The sequence below is a fragment of the Streptomyces glomeratus genome, from assembly GCF_021462825.1.
In the GTDB taxonomy this organism is placed as follows: domain Bacteria; phylum Actinomycetota; class Actinomycetes; order Streptomycetales; family Streptomycetaceae; genus Streptomyces; species Streptomyces glomeratus.
In genome coordinates, this window is record NZ_JAKEEB010000027.1 from 47650 (window position 1) to 67892 (window position 20243).

Genomic DNA, 20243 nt, shown 5'->3' on the forward strand with positions numbered 1-20243 from the left:
CTGTCTGTCAACCTGCTGCCCGCGCGCCCGCGTACCGCGCGTCGCGGCCGCTGCCGCCCCGCCGTCAGGGCCGGCCCGCGGCCGGCACCTCCTCGCGCGCGGGCACCGGACCCGGCGGCGTGCCGTCACCGAACGGGCGCCCGCCCAGCCCCTCCCGGCCGTGCGGCGAGAGCCAGCCGGCCAGGTCCGGTCCGAGCGGCACGATCCCGGTCGGGTTGATGCCCGTGTGGACCTGGTAGTAGTGCCGTTTGATGTGGTCGAAGTCGACGGTGTCCCCGAAACCGGGCGTCTGGTACAGGTCGCGGGCGTACGCCCACAGCACCGGGTCCTCGGCCAGCTTCCGGCGGTTGCACTTGAAGTGGCCGTGGTAGACGGGGTCGAAACGTACGAGTGTGGTGAACAGCCGGATGTCGGCCTCGGTGATCGTGTCGCCGACCAGGTACCGTCGCCCGGCCAGGCGCTCCGACAGCCACTCCAGCCGGCGGAACACATCGGTGCACGCCTGCTCGTACTCGGTCTGGCCGGTGGCGAAACCGGCCCGGTAGACGCCGTTGTTGAGGTCCTCGTACACGACCCGCATCACGTCGTCGATCTCGTCACGCAGTCGCTCGGGGTACAGGTCCGGCGCCCCTTCGCGGTGCAGCGCCGTCCACTCGGTGGCCAGATCGAGGGTGATCTGCTGGAAGTCGTTGGTCACCAGCCGACCGCTCGGCACGTCCACGACGGCGGGCACGCTCACGCCGCCCGGATAGCCGGTCTCCCGGGCGTTGTATGCCTCACTGAGAAAGCGGATGCCGAGGACGGGGTCACGGCCGCCGGGGTCGAGGGTGAACCGCCAGCTGCGGTCGTCCTGGACCGGATCGGCGATGGCCAGCGACAGGGCGTCCTCCAGGCCGAGCAGCCGCCGCGAGATCACGGCGCGGCTCGCCCAGGGGCAGGCCCGGCTGACCACCAGCCGGTAGCGGCCCTCCGCCACCGGCCAGCCGTCGCGCCCGTCCGCCGTGACGCGGTCGGCGAAGTGACTCCTGGACCTCTTGAACTGCTTCTTCCCGTACGCGCTGTTGCCGTCGGCCATGCTGCCTCTCCTGACGTGGGCGTCCGCCCGCACGGAAGGCGGGTTCCCCGTTTTGCGCCTCGGCACCGTGTGAGGCCGGTGGATCGGGGCAGTCGGGCGACGTGAGCGGGACATCTTCCAACACGGGACAGTCGGCACGGCCCCGGCCGGCGGGGGAGCCTTCGCACCGCGAGGCGCCCGGCCACGGAACCGGAGGGCGTGGCGGGAGCTCGGACGGCAGGACTCGGGTGACGGTGCTCGTGGCACTCGGCGCGAACCTGGTGATCGCCGTCGCCAAGGCCGTGGGCGGACTCCTCGCGGGCTCGCCCGCCCTGCTGTCGGAGGCCGCTCACTCCGTCGCCGACAGCCTGAACGAGATCTTCCTGCTGGCCGCCCTGCGCCGCAGCCGCCGCCCGGCCGACCGGCGACATCCCTTCGGCTATGGCAAGGAGCGGTTCTTCTGGTCGCTGCTCGCGGCCGTCGGCATCTTCGTGATGGGCGGCTGTTTCTCCTTCTTCCAGGGCCTCGAAGCCCTGAAAGGCGGCGCCAAGGAGTCACACAGCGGCTATGTGGCGGGGCTCGCCGTGCTCGTCGTGGCGCTGCTGTCGGAGGGCGGCTCCCTGGTGCGGGCCCTGCACCAGGTGCACCGGCAGCACGATACGGCCGCCCAGGCGCTGCGGGACCCGGCTCTGCGCACGGTGCTCGCCGAGGACAGCACGGCGGTGCTCGGCGTGGTCCTCGCGATCGCCGGTATGGCGCTGCACATGGCCACGGGGAACGTCGTGTGGGAGGCGTCCGCCTCGCTCGCCATCGGTGTGCTGCTCGTGTACGTCGCCTACCGCCTCGGCCGGGAGGCCCGGGACCAGCTGATCGGCCAGGCGGCCGACCCGGAGCTGAGCGACCGGATCCGCGCGCTGCTGAAGGCACAGCCCGAGATCGACAGTGTGGAGGCGCTGCTCACCATGCAACTGGGCCTCGACTCCCTTCTGGTCGCCGCGCGCGTCGACCTGGTCCCCGGCCTGGACAGCGAAGAGGTCGAGGAGGTCGCGGTGCGCATCAAACGCTCGGTCGCGCACACCGTCCCGGAGACCCACCAGGTGTTCCTCGACATCACGGACGCCCCGACCCGCGCGGCGGAGCGGCGTGAGGGTGGCCCCGCCGCGGCGGGCGAGCCCGGCGGGACCTGACGACGCCCCCCGGCGGGGTCAGACGGCCGTGGCGGGCCCGTCGGCGCGCTCCGCGTCCCGGCGCTCCTGCTCGGCCAGCCGATGCCGGGCGTCCGCCCAGTCGAGGGGCAGCTCCGCGGCCGGTACCTGCCAGAAGGTGAAGACCGAACGGCTCATCGTGGAGCGCAGGCCGTTCATCACCGAGCGGTGGGGCTCGGCCTTGGCGTACGCGTACAGGGCCTGCCTGTCCTCCCACGCCGAGAGGGTCCAGAAGGTGCGCTTGAGCGGCTGGGCGACCAGTGAGGCGCCATATGCGCCCGGCGCGCTCCTCACCTGCTTCCATGCGGCGAGCGAGCGCAGAAAGAACCGGGGTACGTCGGCGAACGACCGGACCTCCAGGCGGGACGCCATCACGACGGCCTCGGCGTCGGGTGCGGGGGCGTTGACGGTGGTCCAGGGGAGTGTGGGCACGGCACTGCCTTCTTCCGGCGGGGAGTGGAGGGTGTCCGTGGTGCGAACAGACCGGCAAGGAAGCGCGACAAAGGGCGCACCACGGGCACGGGCGAGCGGGAGGCTCACTTGGATACCTCCGCTATCCATGTTAGACAGTAGAGGTATCCAATGACCAGAGCGGAGCCGCCACGATGCGCCTGTCAGAGCTGAGCCGCCGCAGTGGCGTCTCCGTCACGACGATCAAGTACTACCTTCGTGAGGGGCTGCTCCCGCCCGGCCGTCAACTGTCCGCGACCCAGGCCGAGTACGACGACGACCATCTGCGGCGACTGCGCCTGATCCGCGCGCTCACCGGCGTCCGCGGTCTGTCCGTCAGCACCACCCGGGACCTTCTGGGCGCACTGGAGGAGCACACCGGTGACATCCACCTGCTGCTCGGGCTGTCCCTGGGCTCGATCGGTCCGGCCGCCTCGGCGGGACCGGCCGGGGAACCCGCCGACGCCGCTTCGGAGGGATCCGCGGAACGGGCTGAAGTCGACAAGCTGGTGGACGAGTTGGGCTGGGTGGTCCACAAGGGCGCGCCGGCCAGGACCACCCTGGCCGAGACCCTGGCCTCGCTGCGCAGCCTCGGCGCCCCGCTCGACCGGCGTGCCCTGCTGCCGTACGCGCGCCTGGCGGAGCGGACCGCGGCCCTCGATCTCGACCAACTCGAAGGACTCGACGACTCGTCGGAGGTCATGGAACGTGCGCTTGTGCTGACCGTTCTCCTGGAGCCCGCGCTGCTCGCCCTGCGGCGCCTGGCGCAGGAGAACGAGTCGGCCCGCCGGCACGCCGACGGCTGACCGGGTGCCCGGCTCCCGCGGCATACCGGCGGCCGCCGTGCGGCGGCCCGTGGCGCCCGACCCCGATCGGCCCCGTGCCCCGGATGGCCGCCGACGTCACCGCCGCGGACGGGCCGCTCGGTGCCCCGCGGGAGCGCGGTCACCGCCGCCGGGCCCCGGTTGAGGCGGCGTCCCGGAGGAATCATTCTGGACCATATGGAGGAAGTCGCCGCTGCGGCGATCATCGATGCCCGGGGCACGGTGACGGGATGGAGCGAAGGTGCCCGGCGGCTGACGGGATACGCGGCCGAGGACGTCGTGGGACGCCCGGCGCAGGAACTGCTCGCCGGTGACGTGTCCCCTCCGCCGCTGACCGCGCTGACCGGCACCGTCATCCTGCGGCACCAGGACGGCCGCCCCGTCCCCCTCCGCGTCAGCGCGTATCCCCTGCTGGGCGTGGACCCCGAGCCGCGGGCGTTCGCGGTCACCACCGTGCCCGATGCCGGGGAACCGCTGCTGGTGGCCCACGCCTTCCAGCAGGCGCCGATCGCAATGTCCGTGTTCGACACACAGCAGCGGTGTCTGCGCGCCAACGACAAAACCGCCGAGATCCTGGAGGCCGAGGCGGACGAGCTGGTGGGGCGGAGGCTCGGCGACAGCCTGGTGAAGGACGACGAGTCCCGCCGGCGCTTCCGAAGCCACCTGCGCCAGGTCGCCGAGACCGGGCGTCCCGCGCACTACGAGAGCCACACCCGTATGTCCTCGGAGCGCCGGGAGCATGCCTGGACCATCGACATGTGGCCGGTGCGCAGCGGCTCAGGTCCGGTGACCGCCGTCGCCGTGGCTGCCGTCGACAACAGCGAACAGTACCGGGCCCGTGACCGTCTGGCCCTGCTGAACGAGGCCGCGACCGCCATCGGCACCACGCTGGATGTGACGCGCACCGCCGAAGAGCTGCTGGACGTGGCCGTTCCGCGGTTCGCCGACTTCGCCATCGTGGACCTTTTCGACTGGGTCCTCGGCCAGGACGAACGGCCCATGCGACGCGGCGACGGCCTCGTCCTGTGCCGCGTCGCCCATCGGTCCGCCACCGAGGGGACACCCGAGGCCGCGGTCAGGCTGGGCGAGGACGACACCTACGCGCCCCACTCGCCGCCCGCACGCGCGTTGCGGGAGTGCCGGGCCGTGCTGCGCCGGGCGGGCGAGCCCGACTTCGACCGCTGGCTACAGGAGCGCAACGCCCGGGGAGTCGGCGATCCCGCGGCCCGCCGCGGCGCCCACTCCCTGGTGGCGGTGCCGCTGAGAGCCCGCGACACCACCCTGGGCGTCGCGGTCTTCCTGCGCATCGGCAAGCAGGACCCGTACGCCGACGACGACGCCGTCCTCGCCGAGGAGCTCGCGAGCCGGGCGGCCGTCTGCGTCGACAACGCCCGCCGCTTCGCACGCGAGCGGTCGACCGCGCTCGCCCTCCAGCACAGCCTGCTGCCGCGCGGTCTGCACGGGCCGGTCGCGCTCGAGGTGGCCCACCGCTATGTCCCTTCCGTGGCCAGGGCAGGCTTCGGCGGTGACTGGTTCGATGTGATCCAGCTGTCCGGCAGCCGGGTCGCCCTGGTCGTCGGCGACGTGGTCGGGCACGGTATCCGCTCCTCGGCGACCATGGGCCGTCTGCGCACGGCCGTGCGCACTCTGGCCGACGTGGACCTCGCGCCCGACGAACTCCTCACCCACCTCGACGACCTGGTCGCCCATCTCGCGGCGGAGGAGGCCGGCGACGAGGTCGGCGAACTCGGCGCGACCTGTCTGTACGCCGTCTACGATCCCGTCTCGCGCCGTCTGGGCCTGGCCGCCGCGGGACACCCCGCTCCGGCCGTCCTGCGGCCCGACGGCAGCGCCCGGCTCGTCACCATGTCGGCCGGCCCGCCCCTGGGCGTCGGCGGCCTGCCCTTCGAGGCGACGGAGGTGGAGCTGCCACAGGGCTCGCTGATCGCCCTCTACACCAATGGGCTGATCGAGGGCCGCGGGCGCGACTTGGACCGCGGCGCCACCGAACTGTGCCGAGCGCTGGAGGTCCCGCGAGACTCCCTAGACGCCCTGTGCGACACGGTGCTGACGGCCGTGCTCTCCGAGGAACCCGGCGACGACGTGGCCCTGCTGCTGGCCCGGACCCGGGCCCTGGGCGCCGACCGGGTCGCCACCTGGGACGTCCCGGCGGACCCGGCGCAGGTGGCCGCCGCCCGGCAGCAGGCGATCGAGCGGCTGGCCCGGTGGGGCCTCGAGGAGACCGCGTTCGTCACGGAACTGGTGGTCAGCGAGCTGGTGACCAACGCGATCCGGTACGGCGGGCCGCCCATCCAGCTGCGGCTGATCCGCGACCGCTCGCTGATCTGCGAGGTCTCCGACGGCAGCTCCACCTCACCGCATCTGCGCCGGGCCCACGCCTTCGACGAGGGCGGCCGGGGCCTGTTGCTGGTCGCCCAGCTCACCCAGCGCTGGGGCAGCCGGCAGACCGACGAGGGCAAGACGATCTGGGCCGAGCAGCCGCTCCCCGACTGACACACGACCGCAAAGACGCGGACGGCCGCACGGCGGGGGCGCCGTGCGGCCCGCGGCTCCGGCTCGTTCACTTCCCGGTGGGCTCCAGCACGAAGACGGGGATCTCACGGTCCGTCTTCTTCTGGTAGTCGGCGTACGGGGGATAGGCGGCGACCGCCCGCTCCCACCACTGCGCCTTCTCCTCGCCCGTCACCTCACGGGCCGTCATCTCCTGGCGTACCGCCCCGTCCTGGAGTTCCACCGTGGGATGCTGCGTCACGTTGTAGTACCAGACGGGGTGCTTGGGCGCGCCGCCCAGCGAGGCGACCACCGCGTACCGGCCCTCGTGCTCGACGCGCATCAGCGGAGTCTTACGGATCTTGCCGCTCTTGGCGCCCAGGGTGGTGAGGATGATCACCGGCATCCCCGTGTCGAGGAGGGTCGTCCCCTTGGTGCCGCCGGAACTCTCATACAGCTCCACCTGTTCGCGCACCCACTGCGTCGGGCTGGGTTCGTACTCGCCCTCAAGAGCCATGTGCATCCGTCCCCTCGTCGCGTACGACTGCTGTCTCGTCCGGCGGGCCGCGGCCGTAGGCATCGCCGCGGGTCCGCGCGCTGCACGATTGAACACCAGCCGCCGCCGCTTTCATCCTCACCACGCTCCGGGCGTGAGGGCGGGACCACGCAACGCTTCGCCTCACGCGGGCCCGGTCAGCACCCGCACCGCCAGCGCCGCGATCACCGCACTGGAGACAAGCGCCGTCGCAAGGCGCCCGCGCCGTCCGGTCAGCGCCCGGCCCAGCAGCGCCCCACCCCCGGCCAGCAGCAGCTGCCAACTGGCCGACGCGAGGAAGGCCGCGGCGACGAAGAGGCCCTGTTCCAGCGGCCGCACCGGGTCCGCGGCGCGGCCCCCGAGCACCAGTGCGGCGAAGTAGATCACCGTGGTGGGGTTGAGCAGGGTGACGCCGAGCAGCCCCAGATACGCCCGCCCGGGGCCCGACGGCGCCGCGCGAGTGGGCAGGGACCTCCCCTCTGAGCGGTACCGGCGCACCGCGCCGACGGCACCGCGCACCGCGAGAGCGGCAAGGACCAGCGCGGACGCCCACCGCAGCGGGGTCAGCACCGGCTGGAGCGCGGCGGCGAGGGCGGAGCCGCCGACGGCCGCCGCCAGGGCGTAGATCCCGTCGGCGGTGGCGACGCCGAGCGCGGCGCACGCACCGATCCGCAGGGAGGTACGGGCGGTGAGGGAGAGCAGATAGGCGGAGACCGCTCCGACGGGTACGGCGATGCCGTACCCCGCGACCAGTCCCGCCACCAGCGCCGCGGTCACGACCGGGGCGGCGAGAGCCTCCGGGGACGGCCGAACTGCTGTCGGCCCCGGCCGGAACGGGCGGCGGCGGAGGTCGGCGGCAGGGCGGGGGCGGGGAGAGGCATGCGCCGATCCTGGGGGAGCGCCGGGAGCACGGGCAAGCGAATTACGATGGTCAGCGCGGGGACGCGCGACGCACTCCCGTCGGATGCGACGGCGCGGCCCGCCGGGCCGGCGACAGACTTCGGCCCGGCGACAACCATCCGCCTGCGGCCGTCGGCCCGACGACGGGCTTCGGCCACATACGGCATTCGGCGGATCTGGCCGAACTTCGAGTGGCCCTGTAGGTGCCTCGGGCATCTAATTGGTGATGATCGGCAAGAGCGAATCTTCGCGTGCGAGGTCATTCATGACGAAACCCGCTGTGACCCAGTCAGAAACCGTCGACTTTCCCCAGGACCGCACCTGCCCCTACCACCCGCCCGCCGCCTACGATCCGTTGCGCACCACACGACCGCTGACCCGCGTCACCCTCTACGACGGGCGTGACGTCTGGGTGGTCACCGGCCACTCCGCGGCCCGGGAGCTCCTCGCGGATCCGCGCCTGTCCTCCGACCGCAGCCGGGACGCGTTCCCGGCGATCAACGCACGCTTCGCCGCAGCACGCAACCGCCGGCTGACCTTGCTCGGCGTGGACGACCCCCGGCACCGCACACAGCGTCGCATGCTGGTGCCGAGCTTCACCCTCAAGCGGGTCGCCGCCCTGCGCCCGCGCATCCAGGAGACGGTCGACCGGCTGCTGGACGCCATGGAGGCCGCCGGCCCGCCGGCCGAACTGGTGAGCGCCTTCGCGCTGCCGCTTCCGTCGATGGTGATCTGCGCGCTGCTGGGTGTCCCCTACGCCGACCACGAGTTCTTCGAGGAGCAGTCCCGCAGGCTGCTGCGCGGCCCCACCCCGGCCGACACCCAGGACGCCCGCGACCGCATGGACGCCTACCTCGGAGAGCTGATCGACGCGAAGCGCGAGCAGCCGGGGGACGGACTGCTCGACGAGCTGATCCAGGAGCAGCTGCGCGAGGAAGCGCTGGACCGGGCCGAACTGGTCTCCATGGCGACGCTTCTGCTGGTCGCCGGGCATGAGACGACCGCCAACATGATCTCCCTCGGCACGTTCACGCTGCTCCGGCACCCCGAGCAGCTCGCCGAGCTGCGCGCCGACCCCGGCCTGATGTCCGCCGCGGTCGAGGAACTGCTGCGCTTCTTGTCGATCGCCGACGGGCTGTTGCGCGTGGCCACCGAGGACATCGAGGTCGCCGGGAGCATCATCCGCGCCGACGAGGGCGTTCTGTTCTCCACCTCCGTCATCAACCGGGACACCACGGCCTTCCCCGAACCGGACACGCTGGACTGGCACCGCACCGCCCGCCATCACGTCGCCTTCGGGTTCGGCATCCACCAGTGCCTCGGGCAGAACCTGGCCCGGGCCGAGCTGGAGATCGCCCTGCGCACGCTGTTCGAGCGGCTGCCCGGGCTGCGGCTCGCCGCTCCGGCGGAAAAGATCCCCTTCAAACCGGGCGACACGATCCAGGGGATGCTGGAACTCCCCGTGACCTGGTAAGAGGCTGGCGACCATGACCGATGACATCTCCGACAGCTCGATTTCCATCTCCATCGACAGGGACGTCTGTATCGGTGCAGGCCAGTGCGCCCTCACCGCTCCGGGCGTCTTCACCCAGGACGACGACGGCTACAGCGAGCTGCTGCCCGGCAAGGAGGACGGGGGCGGCGACCCGCTGGTGCGGGAGGCCGCACGGGCCTGCCCGGTGAGCGCCATCACCATCAGCGAGAAAGGAGTCGAGGCTTCCCGGGCCGGCTGACCCCGCCGGCCCATTCGCCGAGAACCCGAGAACCCAGAACCCCGGAACCCGAGAACCCGAGAACGCCGAGGACGGCCCACGCGGACGAACCGAGGGGCCGTCCTCGGCGGTCAGCGTCTGCGGACGCCGGCGTCCCCGCACCCGGCCGCGCGGCCCGGATCGGCCGTCTCCCGGTCGGTCTCCCGCCACCGGTGGGCCGCCAGCAGCAGTTCGGCGGCCCGGCGTGCCTGGTCGGCGGGTGCGGGGGAGGCCTCCATGCCCGCCGTCACCATGGCGCCCTCGGCCAGCAGGAAGAGCTGGTCGCCGAGAGGTGCGGGCAGGCCCGCATCGCCCACCAGACCGGCCAGGTACGCCTTGAACGCCTGCTTGTGGGCGCGTACCTGGGCCAGCACCCGCGGGGAGGTGGCGCCCAGTTCGCCGTAGGAGTTGATCCAGGCGCACCCGCGGAAGCCGGGCTCGGCGCACGACTCCCGCAGCCACTCGAACACGGCCAGAAGGCGCTCCACGGGGTCCGTGTGCCGGTCCACGTACTCCGCCAGCCGCTGCCGCCAGCGCTCGTCACGCCGCTGCAGATATGCCTCGACCAGCTGCTCCTTGGCGGGGAAGAGCTGGTAGAGGCGCTTGAGCGACACACCTGAGGTGCCGCGGATGTCGTCCATCCCGACGCTCTGTATGCCACGGCCGTAGAACAGCTCCTCCGCGGCGTCCAGCGCCCGGGCGCGGGCGACTTCGGTGTCCATGTACGCGTCCCTCCTGGGGCGTCCTCGACCGAGAGAACCGGCGTTCTCTACGGTAGCAGCGGCATGACCGGCCACGCCGTCTCTGCTCCGCCGCCTAGAGTGCAGACGTGACCCAGGACGCCTCAAAACCCTTCCTGTACATCGTCGTCTGCGCCGCGGGTGTCGCACAGGGCGTCGGCAAGCTGATCACGGCCGCCCAGGAGGCCGATTGGGAGGTGGGCGTGATCGCCACCCCGCTCGCCCTCCGCTTCTTCGACACCGCCGACGTCGAGGCGCGCACGGGCCGTCCGATCCGCTCCGCCTGGCGCGCCCCGGGCGACCCGCGGCCGTTTCCGGACCCGGACGCGGTGGTCGTGGCCCCGGCCACCTTCAACACCGTCAACAAGTGGGCCGCCGGCATATCCGACACCCTCGCCCTGGGCGCCCTGTGCGAGGCGTACGGGTTGGGCGTGCCGATCGCAGTCCTGCCCTGTGTGAGCGAGGCGCTGGCGGCCCATCCCGCCTACCGCGCCAGCCTCGAACGGCTGGGCGGCATGGGGGTCCGGTTCGGGGACCCGTACGCCGGAGAGGCGGACGAGGAAGGCGGACATCCCCAGTTCCACTGGCGGCGGGCTCTGGAGCTGCTCCCGCCGCACTGACGAGACCCATTGCCGCCCGGCTTTCGAAAGGGACCGAACTGCCGGTCGAATTTTCCGGGTCGAGTGCGCCGGAGGGCGCGGAATTAGGCGCCCGGACGCTGTTGACTGACTTTCTGTCAATACAGCCCCGCCGCACCGGAAACGGAAAGCGAGGGACTCTCTTGTTCGCCCTCGGCGACCTATGGAAAAGTGTCACCGTCGGCGCGCGGATCATTCTCCTCACCGCTGCGCATCCGGCGTTGTCGTGCGCCGTCCGCTGCAACCGGTGGTGTCTCGGGCGGTTGTTCGACACGTCGGAAAATTCCGATGGACACGTCCTGCGTGCAGCCGGCCGGGCGGTGCCTTCATTGGTACGGACTAAAGAAGTGTCTGCGTGGGTTCTGGAGGAACGTGAACGTGAAAGACGGGAGTCGGCGTAATTTGCCGAACTCCCTCCCGTCGTACGGCGCGACGGACGAACAGCTCGCCGCCGAGCTGAAGAAGTCCGCGGGCAAGAGGCCCGTGCACCATCCGGTCGGCGAGTTGCTCGGCCGTCACTGGGAGGCCGCCTTCTCCTACGCCCGGCTGTGCACCGACGGGGCTCATCCCGCCGGAATGCTCACCACGGCAGCTTTCACCCGGCTCTTCGAGGACTCCGCGCGGCAGGGCGGACCCACGGCCGCCTGGCGGCCCCAATTGCTCGTCGCCGTCCGCCGTCTCGCGGCGGAATGGGACACCGACCACCGACGCGCCCTCCTGCACCGCGCACTGCGCTCCGACCCCGGCGGCGGCGAGCGCGCCGCGGCACGGCTGTCGCCCCCCGAGACCCGGCGGCTCGTGTCGCTTGCCTTCCAGCGGCTCCCCGAACCAGCCCGGTGTCTGCTGTGGCACGCCGAGGTCGAACGGGAGGAACCCGCTCTCCCCGCCGCCCTGTTGGGCATCGATCCCGCAGACGCCGTGGTACGGCTGGACCGGGCGCGCGAGCAGATACGTGAGGCGTGCCTGGACGTCCACCGCGAGTCCGCCCCCGACGAGGAGTGCCGCCGCTACGCCCGGCTGCTGGACGTCTCCCTGCGCCGGTCGGACGACATCCTCGATCCCGATCTGCACCGCCACATGGACGGCTGCACGCACTGCCACCACGCCGCTGAGCAACTGGAGGGCTTCCACCGGCGCCTCCCGCTGCTCCTGGCGGAGGGTGTGCTCGGCTGGGGCGCGCAGGCCTACCTGGAGACCAAGACCACGCCCGTCGAGGTGACCGAGGCGCCGGCGGCCCCCGTGAAGCCCCTCGTCGGAGGCGAGCCGCTGATCGACCCGGCCGACGCACGCCCGCGGGCGACGCCCGTGGAGGTCACGGCTCCCAACGACCCGGCCGGCCCCGGCCATCGGGACACCACCGCGACGGACGCCAGGGGCGGCGGCCGCTCCGCGAGCGCCGTGCCGACCGCGGCGGGCCCGCGCCCCACCGCCGCGCACAAGGCCCCCCGCCGCTCGCCGCAGCGTCGCCAACTCGCCTTCGCCGCGGCCGCGGTGGGTGCGCTCGTCCTCGTCCCGCTGGCCGTGTGGTCCGGGACCCGGTCGGCTGGGGGCGCCGCCACCGGCACGGGCACACCGTCCGGTGAGCCCAGCCCGGCAGGGACGAGCCACTCCGGATCGCCCTCCCTGATCGGCACCGCCGCCGATGTGCCCACCGGCGCCTTCGAGGGCTGGCTGCGCAACGAGGACAGCGGCCTGTGCATCGGCCTCGACAAGGACAAGGCGGTCGTCGGCGCCGAGGCCCTGCTCATCTCCTGCGCGCCCACGCCCACCCAGCAGTGGGCGTACGGCAGCGACGGGCTGCTGCGCAGCGCCGCCGCGCCCGGGCTGTGCCTCGACTCCCACCTCGGCTACTCGGTGCAACTCGCCGCCTGCGCAGGGGCCTCGGAGCCCGGGGCGGAGAACGTCCGTTACGACTTCACCCTCCAGGGCGCGCTCGTCCCGCGCTGGAACCAGGACCTGGCCCTGACCCCCGCCTCCTCCGACCGGGACGCGGGACTCGTACTCAAGCCGCGGACGCGCGGCCACACCCAGCGCTGGCATGCGGACACCTCGAACGCGCCGCGGATGGCGACGGCCGACGGGGGAGCCGAGGAGTTGTCGAGGGCTCCGGCGGCCCGCGGCGCCGGGCCGTCCCGCTCGGCGGCCCCGGCGAGCGGGAGCGCGCCGGGGCCGGCTCCCACCTGGTCGACGCGGGCGCGGCCCACGGACGGGCCGTCCTCCCCGAAGGCGGGCGGCTGTCCGGGCCGGTACTGTCCGCCGGGCGACCAAGACGCCCAGGACGGGCACAGTGACTGGGGCGGACACGAGGGCCGGGGTCCGTCCGGGGCTCGCGGCGGCCACTGACCGGGACCGGCCGCGGCCTCACTCCAGCAGGTTCAGCTCGGCCCAGATCGTCTTGCCCTCGGCGGTGTGGCGGCTGCCCCAGCGTTGGGCGAGCTGGGCCACCAGGAGCAGACCTCGGCCGCCCTCGTCGAACGTCCGGGCCCGGCGCAGATGCGGGGCGGTGGGGCTGCCGTCGGACACCTCGCAGATCAGCGTGGCGGCGTCATGGATCAGCCGGAGCCGGATCGGATGCTCGCCGTATCGGAGGGCATTGGTGACCAGCTCGCTGACCACCAGCTCGGCCGTGAACGTCACATCGCTCAGCCGCCACATCTCCAGTTGCCCCACGACCTCCTTGCGGACCGTCGCCACCAGCGCCGGATCGGCGCCGATCTCCCAGGTCTCCACCTGTGAGGCGGGCAGCCCGTGCGCGCGGGCGAGCAGCAGGGCCACGTCGTCCGGGACACCGCCCGGGGGAAGCAGCGCGTTCAGGATCCGGTCACAGGCCTCGTCCAGCGAAACCGGACCGGCCGCGCATTCGTCGAGGACCGAGCAGAGCAGCCGGTGGTTCGTGTCGATGTCACGCTGACGGCTCTCGATCAACCCGTCGGTGTACAGGCCGAGCACCGTACCCTCGGTCAGGTTGATCTCCATCGACTCGAACGGCAGCCCGCCGAGCCCCAGGGGCGGCCCGCCGGGCAGCTCGATCTGCCGTGCCGTCCCGCCCGGCGGCACCATCAACGGGGCGGGATGGCCCGCCCGCGCCAGCGTGCACCGGCGCGAGACCGGGTCGTACACCGCGTACAGACAGGTGGCGCCCACCTCACCGGTCGTGCCCTCGAGCCCCCCTTCCTGGGACATGCGTATGACGAGATCGTCGAGATGGGTGAGCAGCTCCTCCGGTGCCAGATCGATGTCGGCGAGCGTACGCACGGCGGTGCGCAGCCGCCCCATGGTGGCGGAGGCCTGGACACCGTGCCCGACCACGTCACCGACGACCATGGCCATCCGCAGTCCCGACAGCGGGATCACGTCGAACCAGTCGCCGCCCACACCGGCGCGGGCCGCGGGCAGATAGCGGTAGGCGGTGTCCAGCGCCGCGGTGTACGGCAGTTTGCGCGGCAGCAGACTGCGCTGGAGGGCGAGCGCCGTCTCGCGCTCGCGGCCGAACCGCCGCGCATTGTCGATGCAGACGGCGGCCCGCGCCGTGATCTCCTCGGCGATCAGCACGTCGTCCGGCGTGAACGGCTCCTGACGCCGGAATCGTCGCAGCACGACCACTCCGAATCGCCCGCCGCGGGCGCGGATGGGAACCGACATCGTGGAGTGCACACCGAGTTCACGGACGCGTTCGCCCCGGGCCCGGTCCCATTCGAGCCACTCGGTGAGCGAGGTGGCGAGGTCCGTCGCGACCATCGTCCGGCCCGCCACCAGGGAGGACGCCTGCGGCGATGAGGCGGGGTACAGGCCCACCCGGCCGGGCTCGATCAGCGCCTCGGGGGAGCCGGGAGTGATCGACCGGTGGGCGGCGCGGCGCAGCGTGACCGGCGCGGTGACCGAGGAGGGCCCCGGACGGCCCTCGTCGTCCGGCGGGTCCAGCAGATCGACGCTGACGAAGTCGGCGAGCCGGGGCACGCACACATCGGCCAGCTCCTGCGCCGTGCGTATGACGTCGAGGGTGGTCCCGATACGGATGCTGGCCTCGTTGACCAACTGCAGCCGCTCCCTGGCCAGAAACTGGTCGGTGAAGTCGTGTGCGGTCATGCACACCCCGCGCATCCGGCCGCCGCCGTCGGCGAGCGGGGCGAACCGCGCGAGCCAGGCATGTGTCCGGCCCTCGGCCCCGCTGCGCAGATACGTCTGCACATCCCGCCTCCGGCCGCTCTCCAGCACTTCGCGGGCCTGGAACTCCAGTTCCTCGCTCTCGGGCCTGCCGACGATCTCCGCGAGCCGCAGACCCCGGATGCGCTCCTGCGGAAGACCGACCAGCTCGGCCATCGCCTGGTTGCAGGCGTACAGCCTCAGGTCCTCGTCGTAGACCGCGAGGGCGCAGGGCGAGCAGGTCAGCGCCGCCCGTATCAGCGCGTCGTCCCCCGGGTGGCGGCCCGAGTCGCCGACGGGAGTGACGACCAGCCATGCCTCACCCTGGGCGTGCTGACGGCGGTGGGCGAGCAGCCACACCGGCAGGGCGCGGCCGTCGCGGTGGCGCAGCTCGACCGTGCCGCTCCAGCGGGTGCCGTCCGGTTCGGGCCGCGGTACCGGACTGCCGGGGACGAGCAGCTCAGCGGCGGGGCGGCCCTCGACCTCCTCGGGCGCATAGCCCAGCAGTCGGCCCGCGTGCTCGTTCCAGTGCACCAGGACGCCGTTCCCGTCGATGACTGCCCGAGCCGTGGCGGCTTCGCCGGGCGGATGCACCGGGCTCATCGCCACTCCCCTGCGCACACTCTCGGTGAACAAGCACGTCACTCGTGTTCCAGCCTAGACCGTGGCCGGATTCCGTACCCCCGAAGCCGGTGGCCGGAGGGATCCGGTCCGGCCGCCGGACCGCGGGTCGGCGGGCGGTGGGCTCTTCACCCGGCTTCGGTACCTCTCACATCCCGCTCCCACCTGCGTGTATTTACCCGGGAGTACCCGGACGGTACCGTGTGGGTCATGCCAGCCCTCAACGTGGAGTTCAGTGACCGGGAGCTCGAGGACCTGCGACAGATCGCCAAGGAACGCGGTACGTCGATGAAGGCCCTGGTGCGTGAGGCCGCCGCGGCCGACATCGCGCGGCACCGGGCCCTTCAGGAGGGCGCCGAGGCCTTCCGCCGGTTCTTCGCCGGGCACGCGGACGAGTTCGCTGCGGCCTTCCCCGAGGACGAGCCGCACACCAAGGACGAGGGGCGGGGCGCCTGACCGATGGCCTCCGTCCTCCATATCGACGTGCCCTGGCTGCTCCAGCGCCATGAAGAGGTCCTTCCGGACCAGCCGGTGATCAACGACTTCTCCGCGCTGGTCGCGGCGGTCGCCCGGCACCGTGTCGACCCGCCCCGCCTCGGTGTGAACTCCGACCCGGCCTGGCGCGCGGCAGCCCTGTTGCACACGCTGGCGCTGCTCAAGCCGCTGCCGTCGGCGAACGCACGCTTCGCCTGTGCCACGGCGGTCGCGTACATGTTCGTCAGCGGCGTCGGCATCGACCCGCCGTACGGCGCCCTGGTCGACCTCACGCGCGACCTCATCTCCGGAAAGACCGACGTCTACAAGGCGGCGGACCGGCTGCGGTCCTGGCAGATCTGACGGGGCGAGGCCGTTACCGGGCCAGGGGGCTGGCGTCACATGGGGCGCCGGAAATGCCGCAGGGTACGCGGGTTGCGCCGAACCCCTTGCCGACCTGAGGAGTTGGGCTGGCGCCCGACGTCTTTCAGTCGGTACGGATGTAGTTCACGCGCCTTGTTGGCCCTAAGTGACCTGTGCGAAGGTGACCTTCTCGCGCATGGGCCATGGCCGCTCGCCTTGCGCCTCGGAAGGAACCTGTTCAGTGCACACCCCCCACCCCCCGCGTCCGTCCTATCCTCCCCGTCCCCGCCTCGCCCCCGGGGAATCCGACGAGGCACTGGCCGCCCGGCTCAGGGGCCGGCCCGTGGGCGAGGCCACGCAGCCCGTCGCGCTGCTGATGGCGCGGCACTGGCAGCCCGCGCACGAGTACGCGGTGATCTGTCTCGCCTCCTCCGCGGACGTCGCCTCGATGGTCGCCGCCACCGCCTTCCACCGGATCCTCGGCGAGCTCATGCGCTCCGGGTCCGCGGGCGCCCTGCGGCCCCGGATTCTGGTGGCGGTACGGGACACGGTCGGGGAGTGGGCCGCCGACGAGCGGATATCCGGGGTTCTCCGCGAGCTGAGGAAGCCCGCGGGCGGCCGGGGCATCCGCAACGCGAAGTCCCTGACCCCCGAGAACCGCATCCTCGCCGAGCGTGCCTTCCGGGGACTTCCCGAACTCGCCCAGTGCCTGCTGTGGCACACCGAGGTCGAGGCCGAGCACATATCGGTCCCGGCGGTTCTGCTGGGCATGAACTCCGAGGCCGCCGCGGCGGCACTGGAGCAGGCGCGCGACCAGTTCCGGGCTGGCTGTGTACGGGCCCACCGGGAGCTGGCGCCGACCAACGCCTGCCGCTTCCACAACCGGCTCCTCGACATCCCCCTGCGCCGTGGCGGCGCCCTGTTGCCGGAGGTGCAGCAGCATCTCCTGGAGTGCCCCTACTGCCGTTCCGCCGCGGAGCAGTTGAGCCATTTCGAGGGAGCGCTGGGCGGACTGCTCGCCGAAGCGGTCCTCGGCTGGGGGGCACAGCGCTATCTCGACTCCCGGCCCGGCCGCAGGGCGTATCGCGCTCCCACCCGGCCCGGTCCGGGCGGGAACGGCAGACACGCGGCCGGCGGACGCCGCCGACTGCTCTCCCGCATTCCGGCGGAGGGCCGCCGGATCGCGGAGGAGCGGAACACCAGGGCCCTGCTGACCGGTGTCGGCCTCACCGCCGCGGTCGTGCTCGCGGGGCTTTTGGTGGCCGGCCTGTGGACGAACGACGGTGGAGCCGACCCGGTCGCCTCCACCCGTGCGAGCGGCACGAGTACGACGCTGACACCCGCTCCCGGCTCCGGGGCTCAGTCCGGCACGGCCGGACACGCCGTGGCCCCGCAGCGGACCCGGCTGCGCGACCTCGGCGCCGGCCTCTGCCTGGACATTCGCGGCACGGTGCGGGCCGGCGCGCACACCCGGCTCGCGACGTGCTCGTCCGCGTTGACGCAGCAGTGGTCGTACGAGAGCGACGGTCTGCTGCGCAGCATCGCCGACCCGGGGCTGTGCCTCGACTCCCGCGCCGCGGACGGGATCCCGACGCTCGCCCCGTGCGTCGACGCGGGCCAGGCACACGCCGACGACGTCCGCTACGACCTCACCGCGCGGGGCGAGTTGCTCCCACGCGGGAACGAGAACCTCGCCGTCACACCCGCGAGCACCGACCCGGACACCGACATCGTCATCAGGACCCGGGACGGCTCCGACACCCAGCGGTGGGCGACCGACGGCCAGCCGGCGAAGCCCATGTCGCTGTCCGTCGCCGGGGCGGACGATCACCGGTCCGTGCTGCCGGCCGAGCAGATTTCCCCGAGGTGAGGCCCGTCAGGACACGACGTCCCGCGGCTCCTTCCCGGCCAGGAAGTCGGCGGCGTTCTGCACGGCCGCCAGGGCGATCCGTACGAGCGTCTCCCGGGTGACCCCGGCGACGTGCGGAGACAGCACCACGTTCGGCGCCTTGAGCACTCTGAGAGCCGCGGTGGGCGGTTCGGGGTCGAAGACGTCGAGACCCGCCCCGGCCAGCGTGCCCCGCTCCAGCGCGTCCGCGAGGGCGTCCTGGTCGATCAGGGCGCCCCGCGCCGTGTTGACCACGAACGCGGTCGGTTTCATCAGAGCCAGGCGGTCGGCGTCGAGCAGGTGCCGCGTCGCCTCCGTGAGCGGTGCGTGCAGCGTCACGTAGTCGGATGTGCGCAGCAGTTCGCCGAGTGGCACATGGCGCGCCCCGCCCAGGCGTGCCTCGGTCTCCGCGTCCAGGCGTGTGGGACCCGAATACAGGATCGACATGTCGAAGGCGACCGCCCGCCGCGCGACCTCCTCGCCGATATGGCCGAGTCCGACGATGCCGAGGGTCTTGCCGGACAGCTCGGTGATGGACTGCTGCAGCCGTGGCAGCGCCCAGTCGGCGTCGACGAGCGCCGTGTGGGCCGGCACCAGCTGCTTGGCCAGGGCGAGCATGAGCGCGAAGGTCTGCTCGGCCACGTTCTGCTTCTCGGCGCCGCTGGAGCCGATGTTGCACACGGGCACGTTCCGGGCGCGGGCCGCGTCCAGGTCGACGTAGTCGAAGCCGTGGCTCGCGCACTGGACGAGTTCCAGCCGCGGTGCCGCCGCGATGTGCTCGGCGGTGACGGGGGCGAGGCCCGTGACGATGACATGCGCGGCGCGCAGCGCCGCCGGGTCCTCGTCGGTCCGCTCCACCACGGTGACGTGCGCCTGGCCGGGGAACACCGAGGAGAGGGCGGAGCCCGCCGCGCGCCCGCCGACATGGGGCGATATGACGGCCAGTACGTTCTTGACGTCGGTCACGGGGTCTCCTGGATCAGGTCGGCGGGGCTGAGCGTCGTGGCACGGGCGTGTCCGGACAGGGCGAGGGTGAGGTCGAACTCGGCGAGCAGACAGCGGATGACGTGCTCGACGCCCGCCTGCCCGTCGAGCCCCAGCCCGTAGGCGTAGGGCCGCCCCACGAGCACCGCCCGCGCGCCGAGCGCAAGCGCCTTGAAGATGTCGTCGCCGGTGCGGATCCCGCTGTCGAACAGCACGGTGAGCCGGTCTCCCACCGCCTCCACCACTCCGGGCAGCGCGTCGGCGGCCGCCACGGACCCCGCCACCTGCCGGCCGCCGTGATTGGAGACCACCACGCCGTCCATCCCCGCGTCGAGCGCGCGGCGGGCGTCGTCCGGGTGCAGGATGCCCTTCAGCACGATCGGCCCGTCCCAGTTCTCCCGCAGGAACGCCAGGTCCGGCCAGGTCTTGCCGGGGTCCGCGAACATGCCCACGAAGTGCAGCACGGCGGCGTTGGGATCCTCGTGCACCGGCTTCGCCAGACCGGCCTGGAACGCCGGGTCGGTGAAGTAGTTGGCCGTGCCCACCCCGTGCAGGAACGGCAGGTAGGCCTGGTCCAGGTCCCGGGGCCGCCAGGCCAGCAAGGGCGTGTCCAGCGTGACGAACAGGGCGGTGAACCCGGCCGCCTTGGCCCGGGCCAGGAAGCTCCGGGTGACCTCGCGGTCCTTGGGCCAGTACAGCTGGAACCAGCGCTCCCCGTCACCCGACGCCTCGGCCACCTGTTCCATCGGTGTGCTGGAGGCCGAGGACAGGATGAAGGGCACACCCTGCGCCGCGGCGGCCCGTGCCGCCGCCGGCTCCGCCTCCGGATGCATGATCGACAGCACGCCCACCGGCGCCAGGGCCAGCGGAGCCGGCAGCCGCCGCCCCAGGACCTCGACGGACAGGTCCCGTTCGTGGACGTCCCGCAGCATGCGCGGCACGATCCGGCGGCGCTCCAGTGCGGCCCGGTTGGCCCGGGCGGTGCTGCCGTTGCCCGCGCTGCCCGCCACATAGCCCACCGGTCCCGGCCCGAGCCGCTGCTCGGTGAGCTCCTCCAGCCGGGTCGGATCGGTGGGCAGCCGAGGCACGGCGCCCGTCATGCCCTTCAGATAGATCTCGTACTGGAAGTCCGCCCAGTGTTTCGTCATCCTCGTGCTCCGCC

Annotated in this window: 18 protein-coding genes; 10 read left to right on the forward strand and 8 right to left on the reverse strand. The window is 72.6% G+C overall.

The annotated features are described in order from the left end of the window. Positions 1-64 precede the first annotated feature (64 nt). Positions 65-1075 (reverse strand): glutathione S-transferase family protein, encoded by a 1011-nt coding sequence (locus LZ604_RS25860; protein ID WP_234517875.1) that lies wholly within the window; start codon positions 1073-1075, stop codon positions 65-67. 227 nt (positions 1076-1302) lie between these two features. Here LZ604_RS25860 and LZ604_RS25865 point away from each other — a divergent pair, with 227 nt between their 5' ends. Further along, positions 1303-2241, forward strand: a complete 939-nt coding sequence (locus LZ604_RS25865; RefSeq protein WP_234517876.1) for a cation diffusion facilitator family transporter — start codon at positions 1303-1305, stop codon at positions 2239-2241. Positions 2242-2259: 18 nt separating this feature from the next. On the opposite strand, the gene LZ604_RS25870 is transcribed toward LZ604_RS25865, so the two are convergent. Further along, positions 2260-2691: a DUF3291 domain-containing protein gene (locus tag LZ604_RS25870; protein WP_234517877.1), complete on the reverse strand. Its 432-nt coding sequence runs from the start codon at positions 2689-2691 to the stop codon at positions 2260-2262. A gap of 173 nt (positions 2692-2864) precedes the next feature. On the opposite strand from LZ604_RS25870, the gene LZ604_RS25875 reads away from it, so the two are divergent. Then, positions 2865-3515 (forward strand): MerR family transcriptional regulator, encoded by a 651-nt coding sequence (locus LZ604_RS25875; RefSeq protein ID WP_234517878.1) that lies wholly within the window; start codon positions 2865-2867, stop codon positions 3513-3515. 195 nt (positions 3516-3710) lie between these two features. After that, entirely contained in the window at positions 3711-6047 is a 2337-nt protein-coding gene (locus LZ604_RS25880) for a SpoIIE family protein phosphatase (RefSeq protein ID WP_234517879.1), read from the forward strand. Positions 6048-6114: 67 nt separating this feature from the next. Here the strand turns inward: LZ604_RS25880 and LZ604_RS25885 are convergent, their stop codons facing one another. Both LZ604_RS25885 and LZ604_RS25890 read right to left on the reverse strand, forming a co-directional pair. Next, complete coding sequence (locus LZ604_RS25885) at positions 6115-6561, reverse strand: nitroreductase family deazaflavin-dependent oxidoreductase (RefSeq protein ID WP_234517880.1); 447 nt, start codon at positions 6559-6561, stop codon at positions 6115-6117. Positions 6562-6723: 162 nt separating this feature from the next. Continuing rightward, on the reverse strand, positions 6724-7356 hold the full coding sequence (locus LZ604_RS25890; RefSeq protein ID WP_234517881.1) for a LysE family transporter: 633 nt from the start codon (positions 7354-7356) through the stop codon (positions 6724-6726). Between the two features lie 388 nt (positions 7357-7744). Between LZ604_RS25890 and LZ604_RS25895 the strand changes: the two genes are divergently transcribed. Then, the gene (locus tag LZ604_RS25895; RefSeq protein WP_234517882.1) at positions 7745-8953 is read left to right on the forward strand and encodes a cytochrome P450; all 1209 of its coding nucleotides are present in this window, start codon (positions 7745-7747) and stop codon (positions 8951-8953) included. A gap of 40 nt (positions 8954-8993) precedes the next feature. Beyond that, positions 8994-9212 carry a ferredoxin gene (locus LZ604_RS25900; protein WP_234517914.1) on the forward strand — a complete coding sequence of 73 codons (219 nt, stop codon included), beginning with the start codon at positions 8994-8996 and terminating at the stop codon, positions 9210-9212. Between the two features lie 110 nt (positions 9213-9322). On the opposite strand, the gene LZ604_RS25905 is transcribed toward LZ604_RS25900, so the two are convergent. After that, positions 9323-9952: a TetR/AcrR family transcriptional regulator gene (locus LZ604_RS25905; RefSeq protein WP_234517883.1), complete on the reverse strand. Its 630-nt coding sequence runs from the start codon at positions 9950-9952 to the stop codon at positions 9323-9325. A 107-nt stretch (positions 9953-10059) separates the two neighbouring features. Between LZ604_RS25905 and LZ604_RS25910 the strand changes: the two genes are divergently transcribed. Continuing rightward, complete coding sequence (locus tag LZ604_RS25910) at positions 10060-10590, forward strand: flavoprotein (RefSeq protein ID WP_234517884.1); 531 nt, start codon at positions 10060-10062, stop codon at positions 10588-10590. 420 nt (positions 10591-11010) lie between these two features. After that, positions 11011-12951, forward strand: coding sequence for a ricin-type beta-trefoil lectin domain protein (locus tag LZ604_RS25915; protein WP_234517885.1), 1941 nt, complete (start codon positions 11011-11013; stop codon positions 12949-12951). An 18-nt stretch (positions 12952-12969) separates the two neighbouring features. On the opposite strand, the gene LZ604_RS25920 is transcribed toward LZ604_RS25915, so the two are convergent. Then, the gene (locus LZ604_RS25920) at positions 12970-15354 is read right to left on the reverse strand and encodes a SpoIIE family protein phosphatase (protein ID WP_234517886.1); all 2385 of its coding nucleotides are present in this window, start codon (positions 15352-15354) and stop codon (positions 12970-12972) included. A gap of 228 nt (positions 15355-15582) precedes the next feature. Between LZ604_RS25920 and LZ604_RS25925 the strand changes: the two genes are divergently transcribed. The 3 genes from LZ604_RS25925 (at position 15583) to LZ604_RS25935 (ending at position 18079) form a co-directional block, all read left to right on the forward strand. Beyond that, positions 15583-15828, forward strand: coding sequence for a hypothetical protein (locus tag LZ604_RS25925; RefSeq protein ID WP_234517887.1), 246 nt, complete (start codon positions 15583-15585; stop codon positions 15826-15828). A gap of 3 nt (positions 15829-15831) precedes the next feature. Beyond that, the gene (locus LZ604_RS25930) at positions 15832-16209 is read left to right on the forward strand and encodes a toxin Doc (RefSeq protein ID WP_234517888.1); all 378 of its coding nucleotides are present in this window, start codon (positions 15832-15834) and stop codon (positions 16207-16209) included. A 343-nt stretch (positions 16210-16552) separates the two neighbouring features. Then, positions 16553-18079 carry an RICIN domain-containing protein gene (locus LZ604_RS25935; RefSeq protein ID WP_372482202.1) on the forward strand — a complete coding sequence of 509 codons (1527 nt, stop codon included), beginning with the start codon at positions 16553-16555 and terminating at the stop codon, positions 18077-18079. A gap of 6 nt (positions 18080-18085) precedes the next feature. Here the strand turns inward: LZ604_RS25935 and LZ604_RS25940 are convergent, their stop codons facing one another. Both LZ604_RS25940 and LZ604_RS25945 read right to left on the reverse strand, forming a co-directional pair. Further along, on the reverse strand, positions 18086-19063 hold the full coding sequence (locus tag LZ604_RS25940) for a 2-hydroxyacid dehydrogenase (RefSeq protein ID WP_234517890.1): 978 nt from the start codon (positions 19061-19063) through the stop codon (positions 18086-18088). Continuing rightward, positions 19060-20229 (reverse strand): lactate 2-monooxygenase, encoded by a 1170-nt coding sequence (locus LZ604_RS25945; RefSeq protein WP_234517891.1) that lies wholly within the window; start codon positions 20227-20229, stop codon positions 19060-19062. Before LZ604_RS25945 ends, LZ604_RS25940 begins: the two co-directional genes overlap by 4 nt. Positions 20230-20243 lie beyond the last annotated feature (14 nt).